General features: G+C 42.2%; 15 protein-coding genes. 14 read left to right on the top strand and 1 reads right to left on the bottom strand.

From position 1 onward, the window contains the following. Positions 1 to 189 precede the first annotated feature (189 nt). The 12 genes from MHH56_RS16710 (at position 190) to MHH56_RS16655 (ending at position 9,697) form a co-directional block, all read left to right on the top strand. Positions 190 to 798, top strand: coding sequence for a cell wall hydrolase (locus MHH56_RS16710; protein WP_339209623.1), 609 nt, complete (start codon positions 190 to 192; stop codon positions 796 to 798). 152 nt (positions 799 to 950) lie between these two features. Next, the gene (locus tag MHH56_RS16705) at positions 951 to 1,670 is read left to right on the top strand and encodes a DsbA family oxidoreductase (RefSeq protein WP_339202621.1); all 720 of its coding nucleotides are present in this window, start codon (positions 951 to 953) and stop codon (positions 1,668 to 1,670) included. Positions 1,671 to 1,694: 24 nt separating this feature from the next. Beyond that, entirely contained in the window at positions 1,695 to 1,892 is a 198-nt protein-coding gene (locus tag MHH56_RS16700; RefSeq protein ID WP_339202620.1) for a hypothetical protein, read from the top strand. Between the two features lie 108 nt (positions 1,893 to 2,000). Then, positions 2,001 to 3,089 (top strand): lactonase family protein, encoded by a 1,089-nt coding sequence (locus MHH56_RS16695; RefSeq protein WP_339202619.1) that lies wholly within the window; start codon positions 2,001 to 2,003, stop codon positions 3,087 to 3,089. Positions 3,090 to 3,134: 45 nt separating this feature from the next. Beyond that, positions 3,135 to 3,350, top strand: a complete 216-nt coding sequence (locus MHH56_RS16690; RefSeq protein ID WP_076265875.1) for a cold-inducible protein YdjO-related protein — start codon at positions 3,135 to 3,137, stop codon at positions 3,348 to 3,350. Between the two features lie 129 nt (positions 3,351 to 3,479). Then, positions 3,480 to 4,796, top strand: coding sequence for an ATP-binding protein (locus tag MHH56_RS16685; RefSeq protein WP_339202617.1), 1,317 nt, complete (start codon positions 3,480 to 3,482; stop codon positions 4,794 to 4,796). A 21-nt stretch (positions 4,797 to 4,817) separates the two neighbouring features. Continuing rightward, positions 4,818 to 5,456, top strand: coding sequence for a response regulator transcription factor (locus tag MHH56_RS16680; protein ID WP_076265877.1), 639 nt, complete (start codon positions 4,818 to 4,820; stop codon positions 5,454 to 5,456). A gap of 135 nt (positions 5,457 to 5,591) precedes the next feature. Further along, positions 5,592 to 6,032 (top strand): DCC1-like thiol-disulfide oxidoreductase family protein, encoded by a 441-nt coding sequence (locus tag MHH56_RS16675; protein WP_339202616.1) that lies wholly within the window; start codon positions 5,592 to 5,594, stop codon positions 6,030 to 6,032. After that, the gene (locus tag MHH56_RS16670; protein WP_339202615.1) at positions 6,033 to 6,938 is read left to right on the top strand and encodes a DoxX-like family protein; all 906 of its coding nucleotides are present in this window, start codon (positions 6,033 to 6,035) and stop codon (positions 6,936 to 6,938) included. Positions 6,939 to 6,963: 25 nt separating this feature from the next. Continuing rightward, positions 6,964 to 7,641 (top strand): DUF4166 domain-containing protein, encoded by a 678-nt coding sequence (locus MHH56_RS16665; protein WP_339202613.1) that lies wholly within the window; start codon positions 6,964 to 6,966, stop codon positions 7,639 to 7,641. Between the two features lie 131 nt (positions 7,642 to 7,772). After that, positions 7,773 to 8,648 (top strand): radical SAM/SPASM domain-containing protein, encoded by an 876-nt coding sequence (locus MHH56_RS16660; protein WP_076265881.1) that lies wholly within the window; start codon positions 7,773 to 7,775, stop codon positions 8,646 to 8,648. 206 nt (positions 8,649 to 8,854) lie between these two features. After that, the gene (locus MHH56_RS16655; protein ID WP_076265882.1) at positions 8,855 to 9,697 is read left to right on the top strand and encodes an undecaprenyl-diphosphate phosphatase; all 843 of its coding nucleotides are present in this window, start codon (positions 8,855 to 8,857) and stop codon (positions 9,695 to 9,697) included. 51 nt (positions 9,698 to 9,748) lie between these two features. On the opposite strand, the gene MHH56_RS16650 is transcribed toward MHH56_RS16655, so the two are convergent. Further along, positions 9,749 to 10,972 (bottom strand): voltage-gated chloride channel family protein, encoded by a 1,224-nt coding sequence (locus MHH56_RS16650; RefSeq protein WP_339202609.1) that lies wholly within the window; start codon positions 10,970 to 10,972, stop codon positions 9,749 to 9,751. A 556-nt stretch (positions 10,973 to 11,528) separates the two neighbouring features. On the opposite strand from MHH56_RS16650, the gene MHH56_RS16645 reads away from it, so the two are divergent. Together MHH56_RS16645 and MHH56_RS16640 are read left to right on the top strand one after the other, a co-directional pair. Continuing rightward, positions 11,529 to 13,115: a glycosyltransferase gene (locus MHH56_RS16645; protein ID WP_339202608.1), complete on the top strand. Its 1,587-nt coding sequence runs from the start codon at positions 11,529 to 11,531 to the stop codon at positions 13,113 to 13,115. A 120-nt stretch (positions 13,116 to 13,235) separates the two neighbouring features. Further along, on the top strand, positions 13,236 to 15,179 hold the full coding sequence (locus tag MHH56_RS16640; RefSeq protein ID WP_339202607.1) for an ATP-dependent DNA helicase: 1,944 nt from the start codon (positions 13,236 to 13,238) through the stop codon (positions 15,177 to 15,179). Positions 15,180 to 15,231: the final 52 nt, after the last annotated feature.

Below are 15,231 nucleotides of genomic sequence, written 5' to 3'. Positions count from 1 at the left end.
TATGCAATTCTGCAAATTCGGTTACAATTCCATTTTAACTGTGCTAAACTCAAACGAGTCTGTAGAAGAGTTGCCAATCTTCTTCCAAATTGCGGACAATTTGTATGTACGCTATAGAAAAAGGAGGTTCATTTTTAAATGATGAACACTAAATTCATACAACATAGTATGGCGCTTATTATTATATTTATGCTGGCATTTTCGGTTCCGCTCGAAGCTGCTCATGCTGCTCCGCCTGCTACATTAAAGGTAGGAAGCTCAGGACCCGATGTTCCGGATTTGCAATATCGGTTAAAAACGCTAGGTTATTTTAATAAAGACGTAACGGCTTATTTTGGCACAACAACATTAGATTCACTCAAACGTTTTCAGAAGGATTATGGTGTGGCTTCCGACGGTGTCGCAGGCGCACAGACCTGGAAAACACTTAAGAGTGTATCCGTGAATCAAGGAGAGCTTGATTTGCTGGCAAGAATTATTTATGCAGAAGCACGTGGTGAATCCTATAAAGGACAGGTTGCAGTTGGAGCTGTCGTTATGAATCGATTGGCATCGTCCAGTTTCCCAGATACAGTTAGAGGCGTTATTGAACAGCCGCGAGCATTTACGGCAGTTGATGATGGACAATATAATCTTACTCCAAACAAACTTGCCTATCAAGCAGCACAGGAAGCTGTCAAAGGTTATGATCCAACAGGTGGAGCTCTTTATTATTTTAATCCAGAAACAGCTACCTCTGAATGGATTTGGTCACGTAAGCAAACCGGAAAAATTGGACGTCATATATTTGCAGTATAAACAAAAGATTCTTATCGACAAGGTAACTTGCGATAAGAATCTTTTTGTATCTATCATATTTGCCAGCGAGATGTTTTCAAAAAGTTATGCAAACATGTTACAATAAGAAAGATAGTATCATACTTTTTTTAAACATTCTGGAGGTGCCAACATTGAAAGTTGAAATTTGGTCGGATTATGTATGTCCGTTTTGTTATATAGGAAAAAGGAAGTTCGAGCTCGCGCTTGCAAAATTTGCGCATAAAGACAAGATCGAAATCGTATTCCGCAGTTTTGAGCTAGATCCAAGTGCTGATCCTAATTCAAATATAAGCACATACAGCATGCTTGCAACGAAGTATGGAATGAGCGTGGAGAAAGCAAAGGAAACAACGGCTAACGTAGCAGAACAAGCTGCAGCTGTAGGAATCACTTTTCATTTTGAAGGAACAGTTTCTACAAATACGTTTGACTCACATCGTCTCGTTCACTTTGCTGCTGAACAGGGCAAGGAAAAGGAACTTTCCGAGAGATTGTTTAAAGCTTACTTCACAGATGGCGTAAATATCGGCAATCGCGAGCGCCTTGTTGAAATCGCTGCTGAAGTTGGGCTTGACACTGCCGCAGCAGCTGCAATGCTTGAGTCTAACCAATTCGCTGACAATGTCCGTGGAGAAGAAGAGGAAGGCAGCAAGCTAGGCATTCGAGGTGTTCCTTTTTATGTAGTTGATCGTAAATATGCTGTTTCCGGCGCACAATCGCCTGAAGTGTTTTTGGACACATTAAATAAAGCGTGGGAAGAAAAACATCCAACCTTTATTCAAGTGAATGAAGGGGACGCTGATGTTACATGTACGGATGGTTATTGTGTTCCTGATCCATCAAAGTCGTAACAGCTTACGAAGGGCGGACATTTCATGGAGGAAACAACTCTAAGGAGCAACTGTCAAATTGAGCGAATTGGTGAAATCATCGAGTTGTCTCGGATGTCTGTTTTTATTTTAATAAATGAAAAACGTATCGAAGTGCCATTAACGAAAGTCGCTGAGGATGTTAGCCTCGGCGACTTTGTTGTCTGGACAGGCAGCAGCTGGAATCGTAAAATGATCGTATAAAAAAACGTATTTGTCGGATTAGCTTTCACAACTTATAATAGATAACGGTATAAAAGTCAGACGTTCGTTAAGAAGCGACGACATGCAAATACTTAGGGGGTTTTAAACGTGACAAATGAACAACAACGTCTGCTTGTGTTCGCAGGCTCTTATGCAGAAGCAGAGGAGAATGGCGTGTACGTGTATGCATTCGATGAGCAATCGGGTACATTAACGTTGACGGACGCGGTTGCTGATTTTAAAAATCCGACGTTTCTCAATGTAGATGCAGACCGCAAGCTATTGTATACGATCTCCGAAACCGTGAATCAATCAGGTCTTAAGGTTGGAGAGGCTGCGGCATTTGCCATTGATACCAAGGAGGGCTCATTACGGCTCATAAACCGTAAAGAGACGGTTGCTTCGACGACCTGTCATATTCAGCGTGATGCGAATAGCCGTTATTTGACGGTTACTAGCTATCATGGCGGCATGATTGGACTATTTGGCATTACAGAAGAGGGCGCTATCGGTCAAGAGCTTGATGTGAAACAACATGTTGGAAGCAGTCAGCATCCAGAACGCCAGGATCGTCCGCATCCGCATTCCTCGTTCTACAGCCCTGACGGTCGATACCTGTTCGTTTCTGATTTGGGACTGGATCGAATTGTCACTTATCGCTTGGATGATGCTGATCATAAGCTTATTCACCATGCCGAAATTTCTTTGCATCCGGGAGCAGGGCCGCGTCATCTGTCGTTCCATCCGAATGGTAAGTTCGTCTATGTCATTAATGAGGTGGATTCAACAATTACATCGTTTACATACGATAAAGAAACCGGCCAGTTGACGACTTTAGCAACCGTTAGCACTCTTCCGTCGGATTTTGAAGGTGAAAACTCTTGTGCTGAAATTACAGTATCTTCAGACGGCAAATATGTATATGGTTCCAATCGCGGTCATGACAGCATTGTTGTTTTCGCAATCGATGAACAAACGGGTGCTTTGTCGCTTGTTCAGCACATTTCGGTTGAAGGCGGACATCCGCGTCATTTTGCACTGACGCCAAACGGCAATTATTTACTTGCTGCAAACCGAGACACAAACAATATCGTTACATTCAAAGTTAATAAATCAAGTGGACAATTGGTCTTCACTGGGAATAGCGTATCGTTATCTAAGCCAGTTTGTGTAATCCCTGTTTATTTAACGATGTAAATAATTAATGACGTAAGCATAGAGAGAAAAGGGGAATACAGAAGCGTGGCAACTAGCGAAGAAGAAAAACCGAAATTAAAGGCGACCAAAATTTTCAAATGTAAAAATCCGGACTGCAAGGCATGGGTTAGAGATGAGTTTGCTGCAACGGAGCAAACTTGTCCGATCTGCAAAGGACCAATGCTCAGAAGCATGAGGCATTTGCCAGCCGTTCAGAATAAGCCGAAACCTCAGCCACGTAAGCCGAAATCGGACTACTAAAATGTTTATTCAAAAAAATCCCAATCCTCTCGTTAGAGCTGGATCGGGATTTTTTTATTGCACAGCGGAATCGTTCGACTAAAAATATGGTAGGATAGACATACAAACAATGACAGGATGGTACCCTATATGCTGTTTTATTTTGTCGCATTATTTACGGCAGCCGTAATTGTCATCTTAAATAATCGCAGGAGCGAATCGAATCGCTGGGCTGCTTTATTTTTGTTCAGCGCTTCAATTGGCGGACTCTCAGAAGTCTTAATAGACAATGGATTATTCATAATAACTGATCTATTGCAATTTCTTAATTATACATTCACGCCTTATGCTGTTTTTGTATTCTGCCTACTCTATGCGTCTGTTCTAGACCATAACCGAATGAGAAAAAAACTGAAATTTTATCTTTCCATTCCGATTTTGTTGATGGCTTTATTTGTTATGATTTCTTCTGATGTGCAATGGTTTTTTAACCTTTTGCTGCTATGGAGCGCGCCTTATTATTTAATTTCCTGTTATTTATTAGTCGCATCCTTTTGGAAAGAGCGTGATGCAAGGATAAAGCGAAGCCGCTTTATCACCACAATCATAATGGTTCCAACACTGCTGGCTGTTCTAATCTTCATATATGTGGCAAAGGTGATTACACCGGATTTTGAATTTTTTAATTATATATCAGTCTTTATGATTTATTCGTTGTCGGTCGCGCTGTTATGTACCTTCATGTATGGTGTTCTTGGTGTTAAACTCCGCTTTGAGCATGATCCAATGGAAAGTACGATGCGAGCAGTTAGCACTGGAACTACGATGCTTAATCATACGATAAAAAATGAAATAGGAAAAATAGCCATCAGTACGGAAAATTTAAGAAATCTGCTGCCTGAATCGAATGAGCAATCTATGCAGCATATGCAGATCATAACGAATGCATCCAATCATATGCTTGAGATGATCAGCCGTATTCATAGTCAAATAAAGGACATTACCCTGAAAGAGCAGCCGGTTCAGCTCGATCAGCTCATCGAAAAAGTTCTTTTTCAGCATGAGGGTCTGATGCAAAATAAAGGAATTTCGTTAACCGCGAAGTATGAGCTGCGTCCTGTCATCCAATGTGATCCCATTCATATAAGCGAGGCTTTTGGTAACCTGCTCATGAATGCAAGTGATGCAATGCCAAATGGGGGAGCTATTGAAGTGAGGCTTGCAGCGTATAAGAATGGTGCGGCGCTTTCTGTGCAGGATAGTGGCATGGGCATCTCGGAGGAGAAGTTAAGCCAGGTGTTTGATCCCTTCTATAGCAGTGGGAAGAGTGGACGGAATTTCGGACTCGGCTTATCTTATGTTTATAATGTTATGCAAAAGAGCGGTGCTAAGGTTATTCTGACAAGCCAAGAAGGCGTAGGAACACGTGCAGCCTTAATATGGCCGCTAAAAAAGATTTTAAAATGAGTAGAGAAGGAGGAAGAAACCTTGAGTCATATCAAAGTGTTTATCGTTGAGGATGACACGGATTGGATTAAAGCGCTCACTACTTTTTTGAATAAAGAGTCTGATTTGCTTGTCGTAGGTACGGCAACTAATTCTACCGATGCGATAAATCTTGCACAAACGCTTACGTTTGATGTTGTACTAATGGATATTCAGCTTGAGGGCAGCAGGCTTGACGGCATTCATACAGCAATTCTTATGCATGAGCATTCTCCCGCCAAGATTATTATGTTAACGTCATTAAATGATGAGCAGACGATGACTCAGGCCTTTACAGCCGGTGCTGTACAGTATTTGGAGAAGACACGCTTCCAGGAGCTGCCACAAACGATTCGTAACGCATATCATCATTCTGCTCCTATGGAGGCTTTACTTAACGAACTGACTCGGCTAAAGCGCGAGGAGCAGCTTAAGGAATTAACTGGCGCAGAACGTGAAGTATTCGAGCTTATTGAAGCCGGCTACACGCAATCGCAAATTGAAAAGAAGCTTTACAAGGCAGAGAGCACGCTCAAAAATCAGGTCAATAAAATGCTCAAGAAGCTTGGCGTGCGCAGCAGCAAAGAAGCTGTGGAAAAAGTGAAGCGAAGAGGAATTTTCCAGCGTGATGAGAAGGAATAACCTATTTTACATAGCTAGAAGGCAAAGGGGTACTACATAACGTAGTACCCCTTTGTTTGTCGTTCTATGAAAGATGGAACTGCCGATACTATACGGCTTGCGTTTAAAATAAAACGAGAGAGGGAGCGATTTAACATGGAAGCAATAACCTCACACAACGACGAAGCTGCTGTACTGCTCATTGATGGAAAATGCATGTTATGTAATAAAATTACTCACTTTGTCGTGAAGAGAGATAAAAAGAAATATTTTCGATTTGCTGCGCTTCAGTCGCCTGTTGGTCAGCAGTTGCTTAAGAATGGAAATTTGCCTATAGATGATCTTGATACGTTTGTAATGGTGCAGTCGAATCAGTACTATACCAAATCCGAAGCGGCGCTTCGAGTATTTCGCAAGCTTGACGGCTGGTGGAGGTTGTTGTATTGGTTTCGCTTCGTACCGCTTGCTTGGAGAAACTATGTATATCATATTATTGCGCGAAATCGCTATCGTTGGTTTGAGAAACATGAAATGTGCATCATCCCGACACCAGAGTTATTAGAAAGATTTTTGGAGGATGGAATAGGAGGAGCATGAATGAATAGAAAATCGATTTACGTCGAGCTTGAAATTCGTGCAACACAGGATGAGCTGTGGGCGCATACTCAAATCCCACAGCTGCATGAGCAATGGGATCTCCGATTCTCGAAAATTCAATATTTTCCAAAAAACAGTGAATCCGACATCCAGAAATTCCAGTATGAAACGAGAATTGGCTTTGGTCTAAACATTAGAGGCACAGGAGAAACGAGCAGCACAATTTTCAAAGATGGAAACGAAAGAGTATCGACGCTAACTTTTGCTTCGGAGCAGCCAATCTCGCTAATACGAATCGGAGGCGGTTATTGGAAGTACAAGGATCTTGGAGACAAACAGTCCTTTATAACACTATTTAATTATCAGACTCGTTTCGGTATTGCAGGACGAATTATGGATCGCTTTTTATTCCGACCCCTATTTGGCTGGGCTACCGCTTGGAGCTTCGATCGATTGCGAATATGGCTTGAGGAACGTATTCCTCCTTCTGTTGTTGCAGAGAGAGCTTTGCTTCATTATTTGAGCGTCTGCTTCATCGTTCTGCTCTGGTGTTATGAAGGCCTTGTGCCTAAGCTCTTGTTCCCAGAAACGGGAGAGTTGACGATGATGAGGCAGGTGGGTTGGTTTAATGGAATGGAGCTGCAAATGGTTCAATTAATCGGTATTGGAGAAATGGGACTTGGTGTGCTAATCGCTTGTTTCCATAGGAGAAAATGGATTTATATTATTCATGTATTGGCACTTATTTCATTGACAATGCCAGCGCTTCTATTCTATTCAGAATTGCTGAAGTCGCCTTTTAATCCAATTACGCTTACGTTGCCAATGATTGGTTTAGGCTTAACAGCCTATTTAAGCAGACGTCACTTGCCGCAAGCGAGCCGCTGTAAAAGACAATTTAAATAAACAGATTAGAAAAGGGGAAATCACGATGCGTTCTATATATGAACAAGCGTTAGGAGCTGATTTTCAAAAGCTCCATCCTCGCATACAGCAGCGTTTTGGCTTTTGCAGTCAAGATCGTACTGCGTCTATCGGACATGGAGTCATGCAGCTTATATGGTACAACAAACTTGCTGCACTGCCATTGTTTATTGGAACGCTCCGCCACATCATGTTCCCCCAAGGCGGCGTAAACATCCCGTTTTCAATTGAAAACTATGCATATGTAGATGCATTCGGACGTGAAACAGTCACGTGGATTCGCAAATTCAAGTTTCAAAGGGCGATCCGCCATTTTGACGCAACGATGGTGTATAGCGGAGAAAGAGAGATTATCGTTGATTATTTAGGCAATAAGCAGCATTTAGCAGTCGATTTGGATGTTGCAGTTTCCACAAAGGGCGGAATTCGAATTATTTCGGGTGAGCAGCGTTTCTATGAAGGGTGGCTTCAATTCCGATTTCCTCGTTTGTTTACAGGTAGAGCAGAAGTGAATGAGTGGTATGACGATGAGGAGCGCTGCTACAAAATATCAGTGGACGTTCGGAACCCTATCCTTGGGCAAATTTTCCGTTATGAAGGCTCTTTCCAAGCTTCATTCGTGAATAGCGGGCATGAGGCGATTCCGATTGGAATTCGGCCATTGCGTGAAGAGAAGAGGGAATAAACGGCTACTGCTGTTTATTCCTTTTTGTCACTTTCGTGTTTGGCGTTGTATAATAGAAGCTGACACGATAAGCAGGTCCAAGCTAACGAGGTAAATGAAGCTGGACCCATGGGAAACGGAGTATCTGACTAATGAAAAAATTTAAAAAGTTTTATATAGAGACGACAAGTATTTGCAACTTATCCTGCAGCTTCTGTCCGCCCACATTGCGAGCGAAAGGTTTCATTAAAGTGGAGGATTTCAAAAAAACACTGGATCAGATCAAGCCGCATACGGATTATATTTATTTTCATGTAAAAGGCGAGCCAATGCTGCATCCTAAGATGGACGAGCTGCTTGATATTAGCCATGAGAAGGGCTTCAAAGTAAATATTACGTCCAATGGAACACTTATTACGAAAAACAAGGAAAAGCTACTTAACAAGCCAGCCTTGCGTCAAATTAACTTCTCGCTGCACAGCTTTGACGGCCATGCCGGTTCCACGAATAAAGAAGGTTACCTTGCTGAAATCTTATCCTTCGTAAAGGAAGCCGTCGCAAGCAGCAATATTATTATTTCGTTTCGACTATGGAACTTAGATATGGACAATGAAACGAATCAGCAGAAAAACAAAAACCGAGAGCTCCTGGGCATGATAGAGAAGGCATTTAATCTCGATTATAAAATTGAAGAAAAATTCATACCCGGCTCGGGTGTCAAAATAGCGGAGCGCATTTACCTAAATCAAGATCCTGAGTTCAAATGGCCGGATTTAAAAGAGCCGGAGTATAATGGGAAAGGCTTCTGCCATGCCTTAAGGAATCAAGCTGGCATTCTCATCGACGGAACAGTCATCCCTTGCTGCTTGGACGGAGAGGGCGTCATTAATTTAGGAAACATTCATGATACTCATTTCTCGGAAATTATTGAGAATGAGCGATCAACTAATCTCTATGATGGTTTCTCAAGACGGGAAGCTGTCGAGGAGCTGTGCAGGAAATGCGGCTATCGCCAACGTTTTGGGTGATTTGATTACTAGGATTATGCTAGTAGGTCAACAAGGCAATTTGTAATGACAAAATAACTATAGTAACGGTTATTAATGAGTTATGTTATGTGAATTATAGGTATTGCGTTGGAATTGTTGAGTGGGGTCGTTTTGTGTTATGATTTATTCCGTGCTGTTCTTTGTCGTCTTTCTATCAATCAGAGAGTTAGGAGATTCAACTACACATGGATTTTATTACGATTTTAAAAGCGATTATTTTAGGTATTGTTGAAGGATTAACGGAATTTGCACCTGTATCCTCGACAGGACATATGGTCATTGTTGACGATATGTGGCTTCAAACGGAACAGTACTTGACGAAGTACGTTGCGAACACATTCAAAATTGTTATTCAGCTCGGCTCCATTTTAGCAGTAGTCATTATTTTCCGAAATCGTTTTATTGACTTGCTGGGCTTGAACAGAGGCAGCAAGGACGCGGCACAAGCTTCTTCTCAACCGAAGAAAAAGCTAAAGCTAACACATGTTATCGTTGGTCTCATCCCAGCTGGTGTACTTGGTCTATTGTTTGACGATTACATTGATGAGCATTTATTCTCGATACGCACAGTGCTAATTGGTCTAGTTATCGGAGCTATTCTTATGATTGTTGCCGATCGTTTTGGGCCTAAGAAACCTAAGATCGAGTCAGTTGACCAGATCACTTATAAGCAAGCCTTCTCCGTAGGGCTTATCCAATGTTTATCCCTCTGGCCAGGCTTCTCTCGTTCCGGTTCCACAATTTCCGGAGGGGTGCTGCTAGGCATGAGTCATCGCGCTGCTGCTGATTTCACTTTCATCATGGCTGTGCCGATCATGGCTGGTGCGAGCTTGTTGTCCTTGGCGAAAAACTGGGAATACTTCACGTTAGAGTCATTGCCGTTTTTTATCGCAGGTTTCATAAGCGCATTCGTTTTTGCACTTCTTTCGATTCGTTTCTTCTTGAAGCTTATTAACAAAATCAAGCTTGTACCATTTGCGATATACCGCATCGTGCTTGCTGCTGTAATCTATATTGTTTATTTTTAACCAAAAGAAAAAGCCTGCTCCCTTATGATAAGGAGCAGGCTTTTTTTCGATTTATGGGCGTAACTCAATTGGTTTTTGAGCTTCATAGATGCCGATTCGACCTGAACATATAAATGCGATTACGCAGCCGATAAACATATAAATTGCACCTTCAGCCCCAAATAATTCAAGGCCCATGATGAAGCAAGCGATTGGCGTCTTGGCAGCGCCGCTGAATACGGATATGAAACCAATGGCAGCGAGTAGGGGGACGGAGACATGGAGCAAACCTGCAAGTGCGCTTCCTAGCGTTGAGCCGATGACAAAGAGTGGAGTTACCTCCCCGCCTTGAAAGCCTGTCCCAAGCGTTATAGCAGTAAATAGTGTTTTCAATAAAAAAACAAACGGCGAAACCGCCTCTTGAAAGGACTGCTCTAGGAGAGGGATGCCTAGTCCCAAATAATCACGTGTTCCGATCGCATAGACGAGAGCAACAATGAATAGTCCGCCCAAAAAGCTTTTGAGAACAGGACTTTTAAACCATTTACTAAATAAACGTTTGAATCCTCGTACCAGCTGAGTGAATAATAATGCGGCTAGACCAAAAAGCACAGATGCAATGACAACTTTGACAAAGAGCAGCCAATCGAGCGGAGGGACATCGCCCATTGAATAGGAAATATGTTGAATTCCCCACGCGGTAGCAACCAAATGGCCAACATAACTCGCGATGAAGCAAGGGAGCAGCGCTTCATAACTGATGACGCCGATTGCAAGTACTTCTAGTCCAAAGATTGTACCGGCTAGAGGTGTGCCAAAGACAGCACCAAAGCCGCTGCTAATGCCACACATCAAAATGATTTTGCGATCAAGCGGGCCTCGTTTAATTAGCTTGCCAAACCATTCCGCTAAGCTGCCGCCCATTTGTACTGCAGTACCTTCTCGACCAGCAGATCCGCCAAATAAATGGGTGATTAAAGTTCCAATCAGAACAAGTGGTGCCATTCTTAATGGGATGGAGCCATTACCGGTATGTATTTGCTCTATAATTAGATTATTTCCTCTACCTGCTTCTTTCCCAAACTTGAGATAAAGATAACTTACGAAGGCACCGCCGAGTGGCAGAAGCCACAATAACCACAAATGTTGTACACTCGTTTCGGTTACGAATTCAAGACTGGCTAGAAATAATGCGGAAGCAGAACCAGATAAGATGCCGATTACTCCAGCAATGAACAGCCATTTCAACATATATTTGGCAAGTGTGAGCGGTGCGAAATGCCATATATCAATCATTCATGTGAACTCCTTCGTTGGCTCCCTGAGAGAAGGAATATGTTGTATTGTTTCTATTAGCTATTATACAACACTCCTAGAAGAGGTAAAGAAATTCATATCAGCGAATCAAGTGAAAACCAGCCGTCATGGACACCGTAAGAAATCCAAACCAAGTGATAAATATTGACGAGAAAGTAGATCAATACCGTAATAAGAATACATGGGTTGATCCAATACCGATTTTTCATACGATAATAAATTAGGATTAGCAGCAGTGGGAGCAGCAGCTTCATCCCGTAGTAGCTAACAATATTCCAGTCATAAAGTTTTTGTACGAGTGGGTTGAGCTCCTCGATTAATGATAGGCGCAATCCTATATCTGTAAATAAAGCGTCGGCAAAGCAAAGAAACAGCAATCCGAACAGCAGCGGTTTTAAGTCCCATTCTTTGAGAGCAGTAATGGCATTTAAGCCTCCATTCTGAAAAAATGATCTGGGTTTTGCATAATAGATGCATATGCCTCATAAGGATTATCATTCCTAAGGAATTTCTGTGGAATAAAGGAGGCCTAACGTTGAAGCGAATATTGATTGGAAGTCCCATTCGCCAAAGACCGACCATATTGCGTCACTTTTTAGCCTCGCTTGCGCGAATCGAAGCACGCTCTTTTAAAGTAGATTATTTCTTTATTGATGACAATGATAACGAGGAGTCCTCGCAATTGCTGAGCGATTTTATATCGAAGCAAAAAGAGAACAATGAAAGTGAAACCATCTTAATAAAAGGCGATTCGATAACACCATATGCCAGGGATGAGTTTACTCATTACTGGAGCAATGATTTAATTGATAAAATCGCAAGCTGGAAGGATCATATGATCCAAACAGCGAGAGAGCAGCAATTTGATGGATTATTCCTCATTGATTCGGATTTGCTGATTCACCCGGAAGCAATTGAATCTTTGATTTCTTCTGAGAAAGAGATCATTTCCACTATTTTCTGGACACAGTGGCAGCCTAATACGATGGAAATGCCGCAGGTTTGGCTGAAGGATACGTATTGGCCGTTTCAGTCAGATGGAACAGTAAAAGCCGGTGACGGTGCGGAAGCGGCTGTCATGTTTCTAATGAAGCTTAGAGTCCCTGGTGTTTATCAGGTTGGCGGCCTTGGTGCGTGCACATATATCGCTCGCTCAGCACTAGAGAAGCCGATATCATTTCGGACGATCTCGAATATATCATTTTGGGGCGAAGATCGTCATTTCTGCATTCGAGCAGTTGCTCTTGGCATCGATTTGTACGTGGACACCAGATACCCAGCCTTTCATATCTACCGAGAATCGGATATTGAGCGCGCTATTTTGTTTATGGAATCAACTCAGGACAAAGCATATACAAATTCGAATATGTTGCCAGCACAAGGACCTACGATCATTGTGCCCACAGCAGGTCCTAAGCTTACGTTATCTATGATCGTAAAAAATGAGGGTGAGCGCTTTTTAAAAGAAGTGCTTGAGCATCATAGGGAATATATAGATCATGCGGTCATTATTGACGATGGAAGCACGGATCATACCGGGGAAATCGTTCATGAATGCCTTGCCGGCATTCCTTTGACCTATATTAAAAACGAAAGCTCGCAATTTCATAATGAAGTAAAGCTAAGAACACAGCAATGGGAGGAAACGATCCGCATTCGGCCGCAGTGGATTCTGAATATGGATGCGGATGAATATTTTGAGCAAAAATTTAAGGAAGAGCTGCCAGTGCTCCTAAACGATACGGAAACCTTCACTTATTTGTTTCGATTATTTGATTTTTGGTCGGAAGATCATTATCGCGAGGATGTATACTGGAATGCCCATAGTGTGTACCGCCCATTTTTATTGAAATATGTAGAGGGATTTTCTTATGTGTGGAAGCAAACTCCTCAGCACTGCGGGAGATTTCCTGAAAACATTTATTCACTTGCTAATAAGACGTCAAACCTGCGAGTAAAACATTTCGGCTGGGCGCGGGAGCAGGATCGTTTGCATAAATATGACCGCTACAAGCAGCTTGATCCTGATGCGATTTATGGCTGGAAGGAGCAATATGAATCCATTTTGGATGAGAAGCCGAATCTGGTGAAATGGATAGAGAATAAAGCAAATAAATCATAACCTTTGACTAAGCATACACTCTAGTGATATATTTGAGTGTACGATTAGTGCAGGAGATTTCACAATCGGCTGTATGTCCGCATACAGCCGGTTGTGCCTACTATATGGAGGCAAGCAACCTTGAATAAATATCCATTTGAGTTTGACCCGAAACAACCTTTTATACAACAGGCTAGCGATTGGATCGCTGATGTTTTTTATGATAAGCTGCCTGAAGCTGGTTTTGAAATTAGAGATGAACAAATCTATATGGCTTTTCAATTGGAACGTGCTTTTGCAGATAAACAAACGATATTTGCTGAAGCTGGAGTAGGAACGGGCAAAACATTCGTTTACTTGCTGTATGCGATCACCTATGCTCGTTACACAAGAAAACCAGCAGTTATTGCTTGTGCCGATGAATCCTTAATTGAGCAGCTTGTAAAGCCTGAAGGCGATATTGCAAAGCTAGGAAAATATTTGGATCTAACGATTGATGCTAGATTAGGCAAATCAGCAGATCAATATATTTGCTTGAAAAAGCTGGATAATGCGAGAGCTGGACAAGATAACGCGGAGCTATATGACAATATATATCGAGAACTTCCAAGCTTCGTCCATAAGCAGGATTCTATGCAAAGCTTCCATCCATATGGAAATCGCAAGGACTATCCTAGCTTAAATGATGACCAGTGGAACGAGCTGGGCTGGGATGTATTTCAGGATTGCTTAGTGTGTGACGTTAGACATCGTTGTGGTCAAACACTCTCACGCGACCATTATCGCAAATCTGCAGATGTCATTATTTGCTCGCATGATTTCTATATGGAGCATATATGGACATATGACGCAAGAAAACGTGAAGGCCAGCTTCCATTGCTGCCAGAGTACAGCTCTGTAGTATTTGATGAGGGCCATCTGCTTGAAACAGCTGCACAGCAAGCGCTGACTTACAAGCTGAATCATGCTGTTTTTGAAGGAATCGTCATAAGACTGCTGCAAGAAGAGATTCGTGAAACTCTTGCTGTAGCTGTTGAGGATGCGATTGCCCAAAGTGAATACTTATTTAAAATGTTGAATAAGCACAGCCAGAAGGTTCCTGCTTCGGATCGCAAGGAAATCATTTGGAGTGCGGAGCTTATTCGTGAAATTAATCGTTTGCAGGATACGCTATCGGTTATAGAAGAAGAGCTCGTATTCGAAAGCGGCTTATACACAATTGATACGTATCAGCTAAAAATCGTTGAAGAGCATTTGGAAATGATTCAATTTGCGCTTTCCTTATTCAAGCAAGCGGACAAGCCAATTAGCTGGGTTTCGCAGGATAAAGAAGGAACGTCACTCGTCATCATGCCAAAAGTGGTGAAGGAAGTGTTGAAGGAGCAAGTTTTCTCTCGTAAAATGCCAATCGTATTTTCCTCAGCAACGCTCTCGGTTAACGGCTCATTTGATTATATGATGGACATATTGGGTATGGATAACTCACTATCTTTCTCGGTTCCATCACCATATGACTATGAGCAGCAAATGACTGTGGAGATTCCAAAAGCTGAACAGTTTACGGCGCTTAACGATAAGGTAAATGAAACGTATCGTTTGCTTAAACAATCAGGCGGAAGGTCGCTTATTTTGTTCCCATCGATGGAGCAGCTAGAGCAATTCAAGGCAGAATCGGACAAGCATGCGGATAGTGCGGCTTATACTTTCTTTTATGAGGGCACAAGCGAAATCAGCTATTTGATCGAACAGTTTCAACAGGATGAAGCCAGCATTTTATGTGCAGTGACATTATGGGAAGGTTTAGATATACCTGGTCCATCTCTTTCCCAGGTTATTGTGTGGGAACTTCCGTTTCCTCCAAATGATCCATTGTTCGCAGCGAGACGAAATGACTCTGAATCACCGTTTGAACAAGTGGATATGCCGTATATGCTGCTTCGTTTACGACAAGGCATTGGACGTTTGATTAGAACACGTGAAGACAGCGGGAAAATCGTTATTTTCGGCCAAAAAATGAATGATAGCTATGTGCGTGAACAAGTGGAAGGTGTGCTTCCGAAAGGTGTAGCATTAAGTTACTCCTAAAAAGAGAATAAGGTTCAAATAAGGAGAAGGGGAAACCCTTCTCTTTTTTTTA

This window comes from Paenibacillus sp. FSL K6-3182, from assembly GCF_037976325.1.
Classification (GTDB): domain Bacteria; phylum Bacillota; class Bacilli; order Paenibacillales; family Paenibacillaceae; genus Pristimantibacillus.
This window is presented reverse-complemented; position numbering and strand designations above follow the sequence as displayed.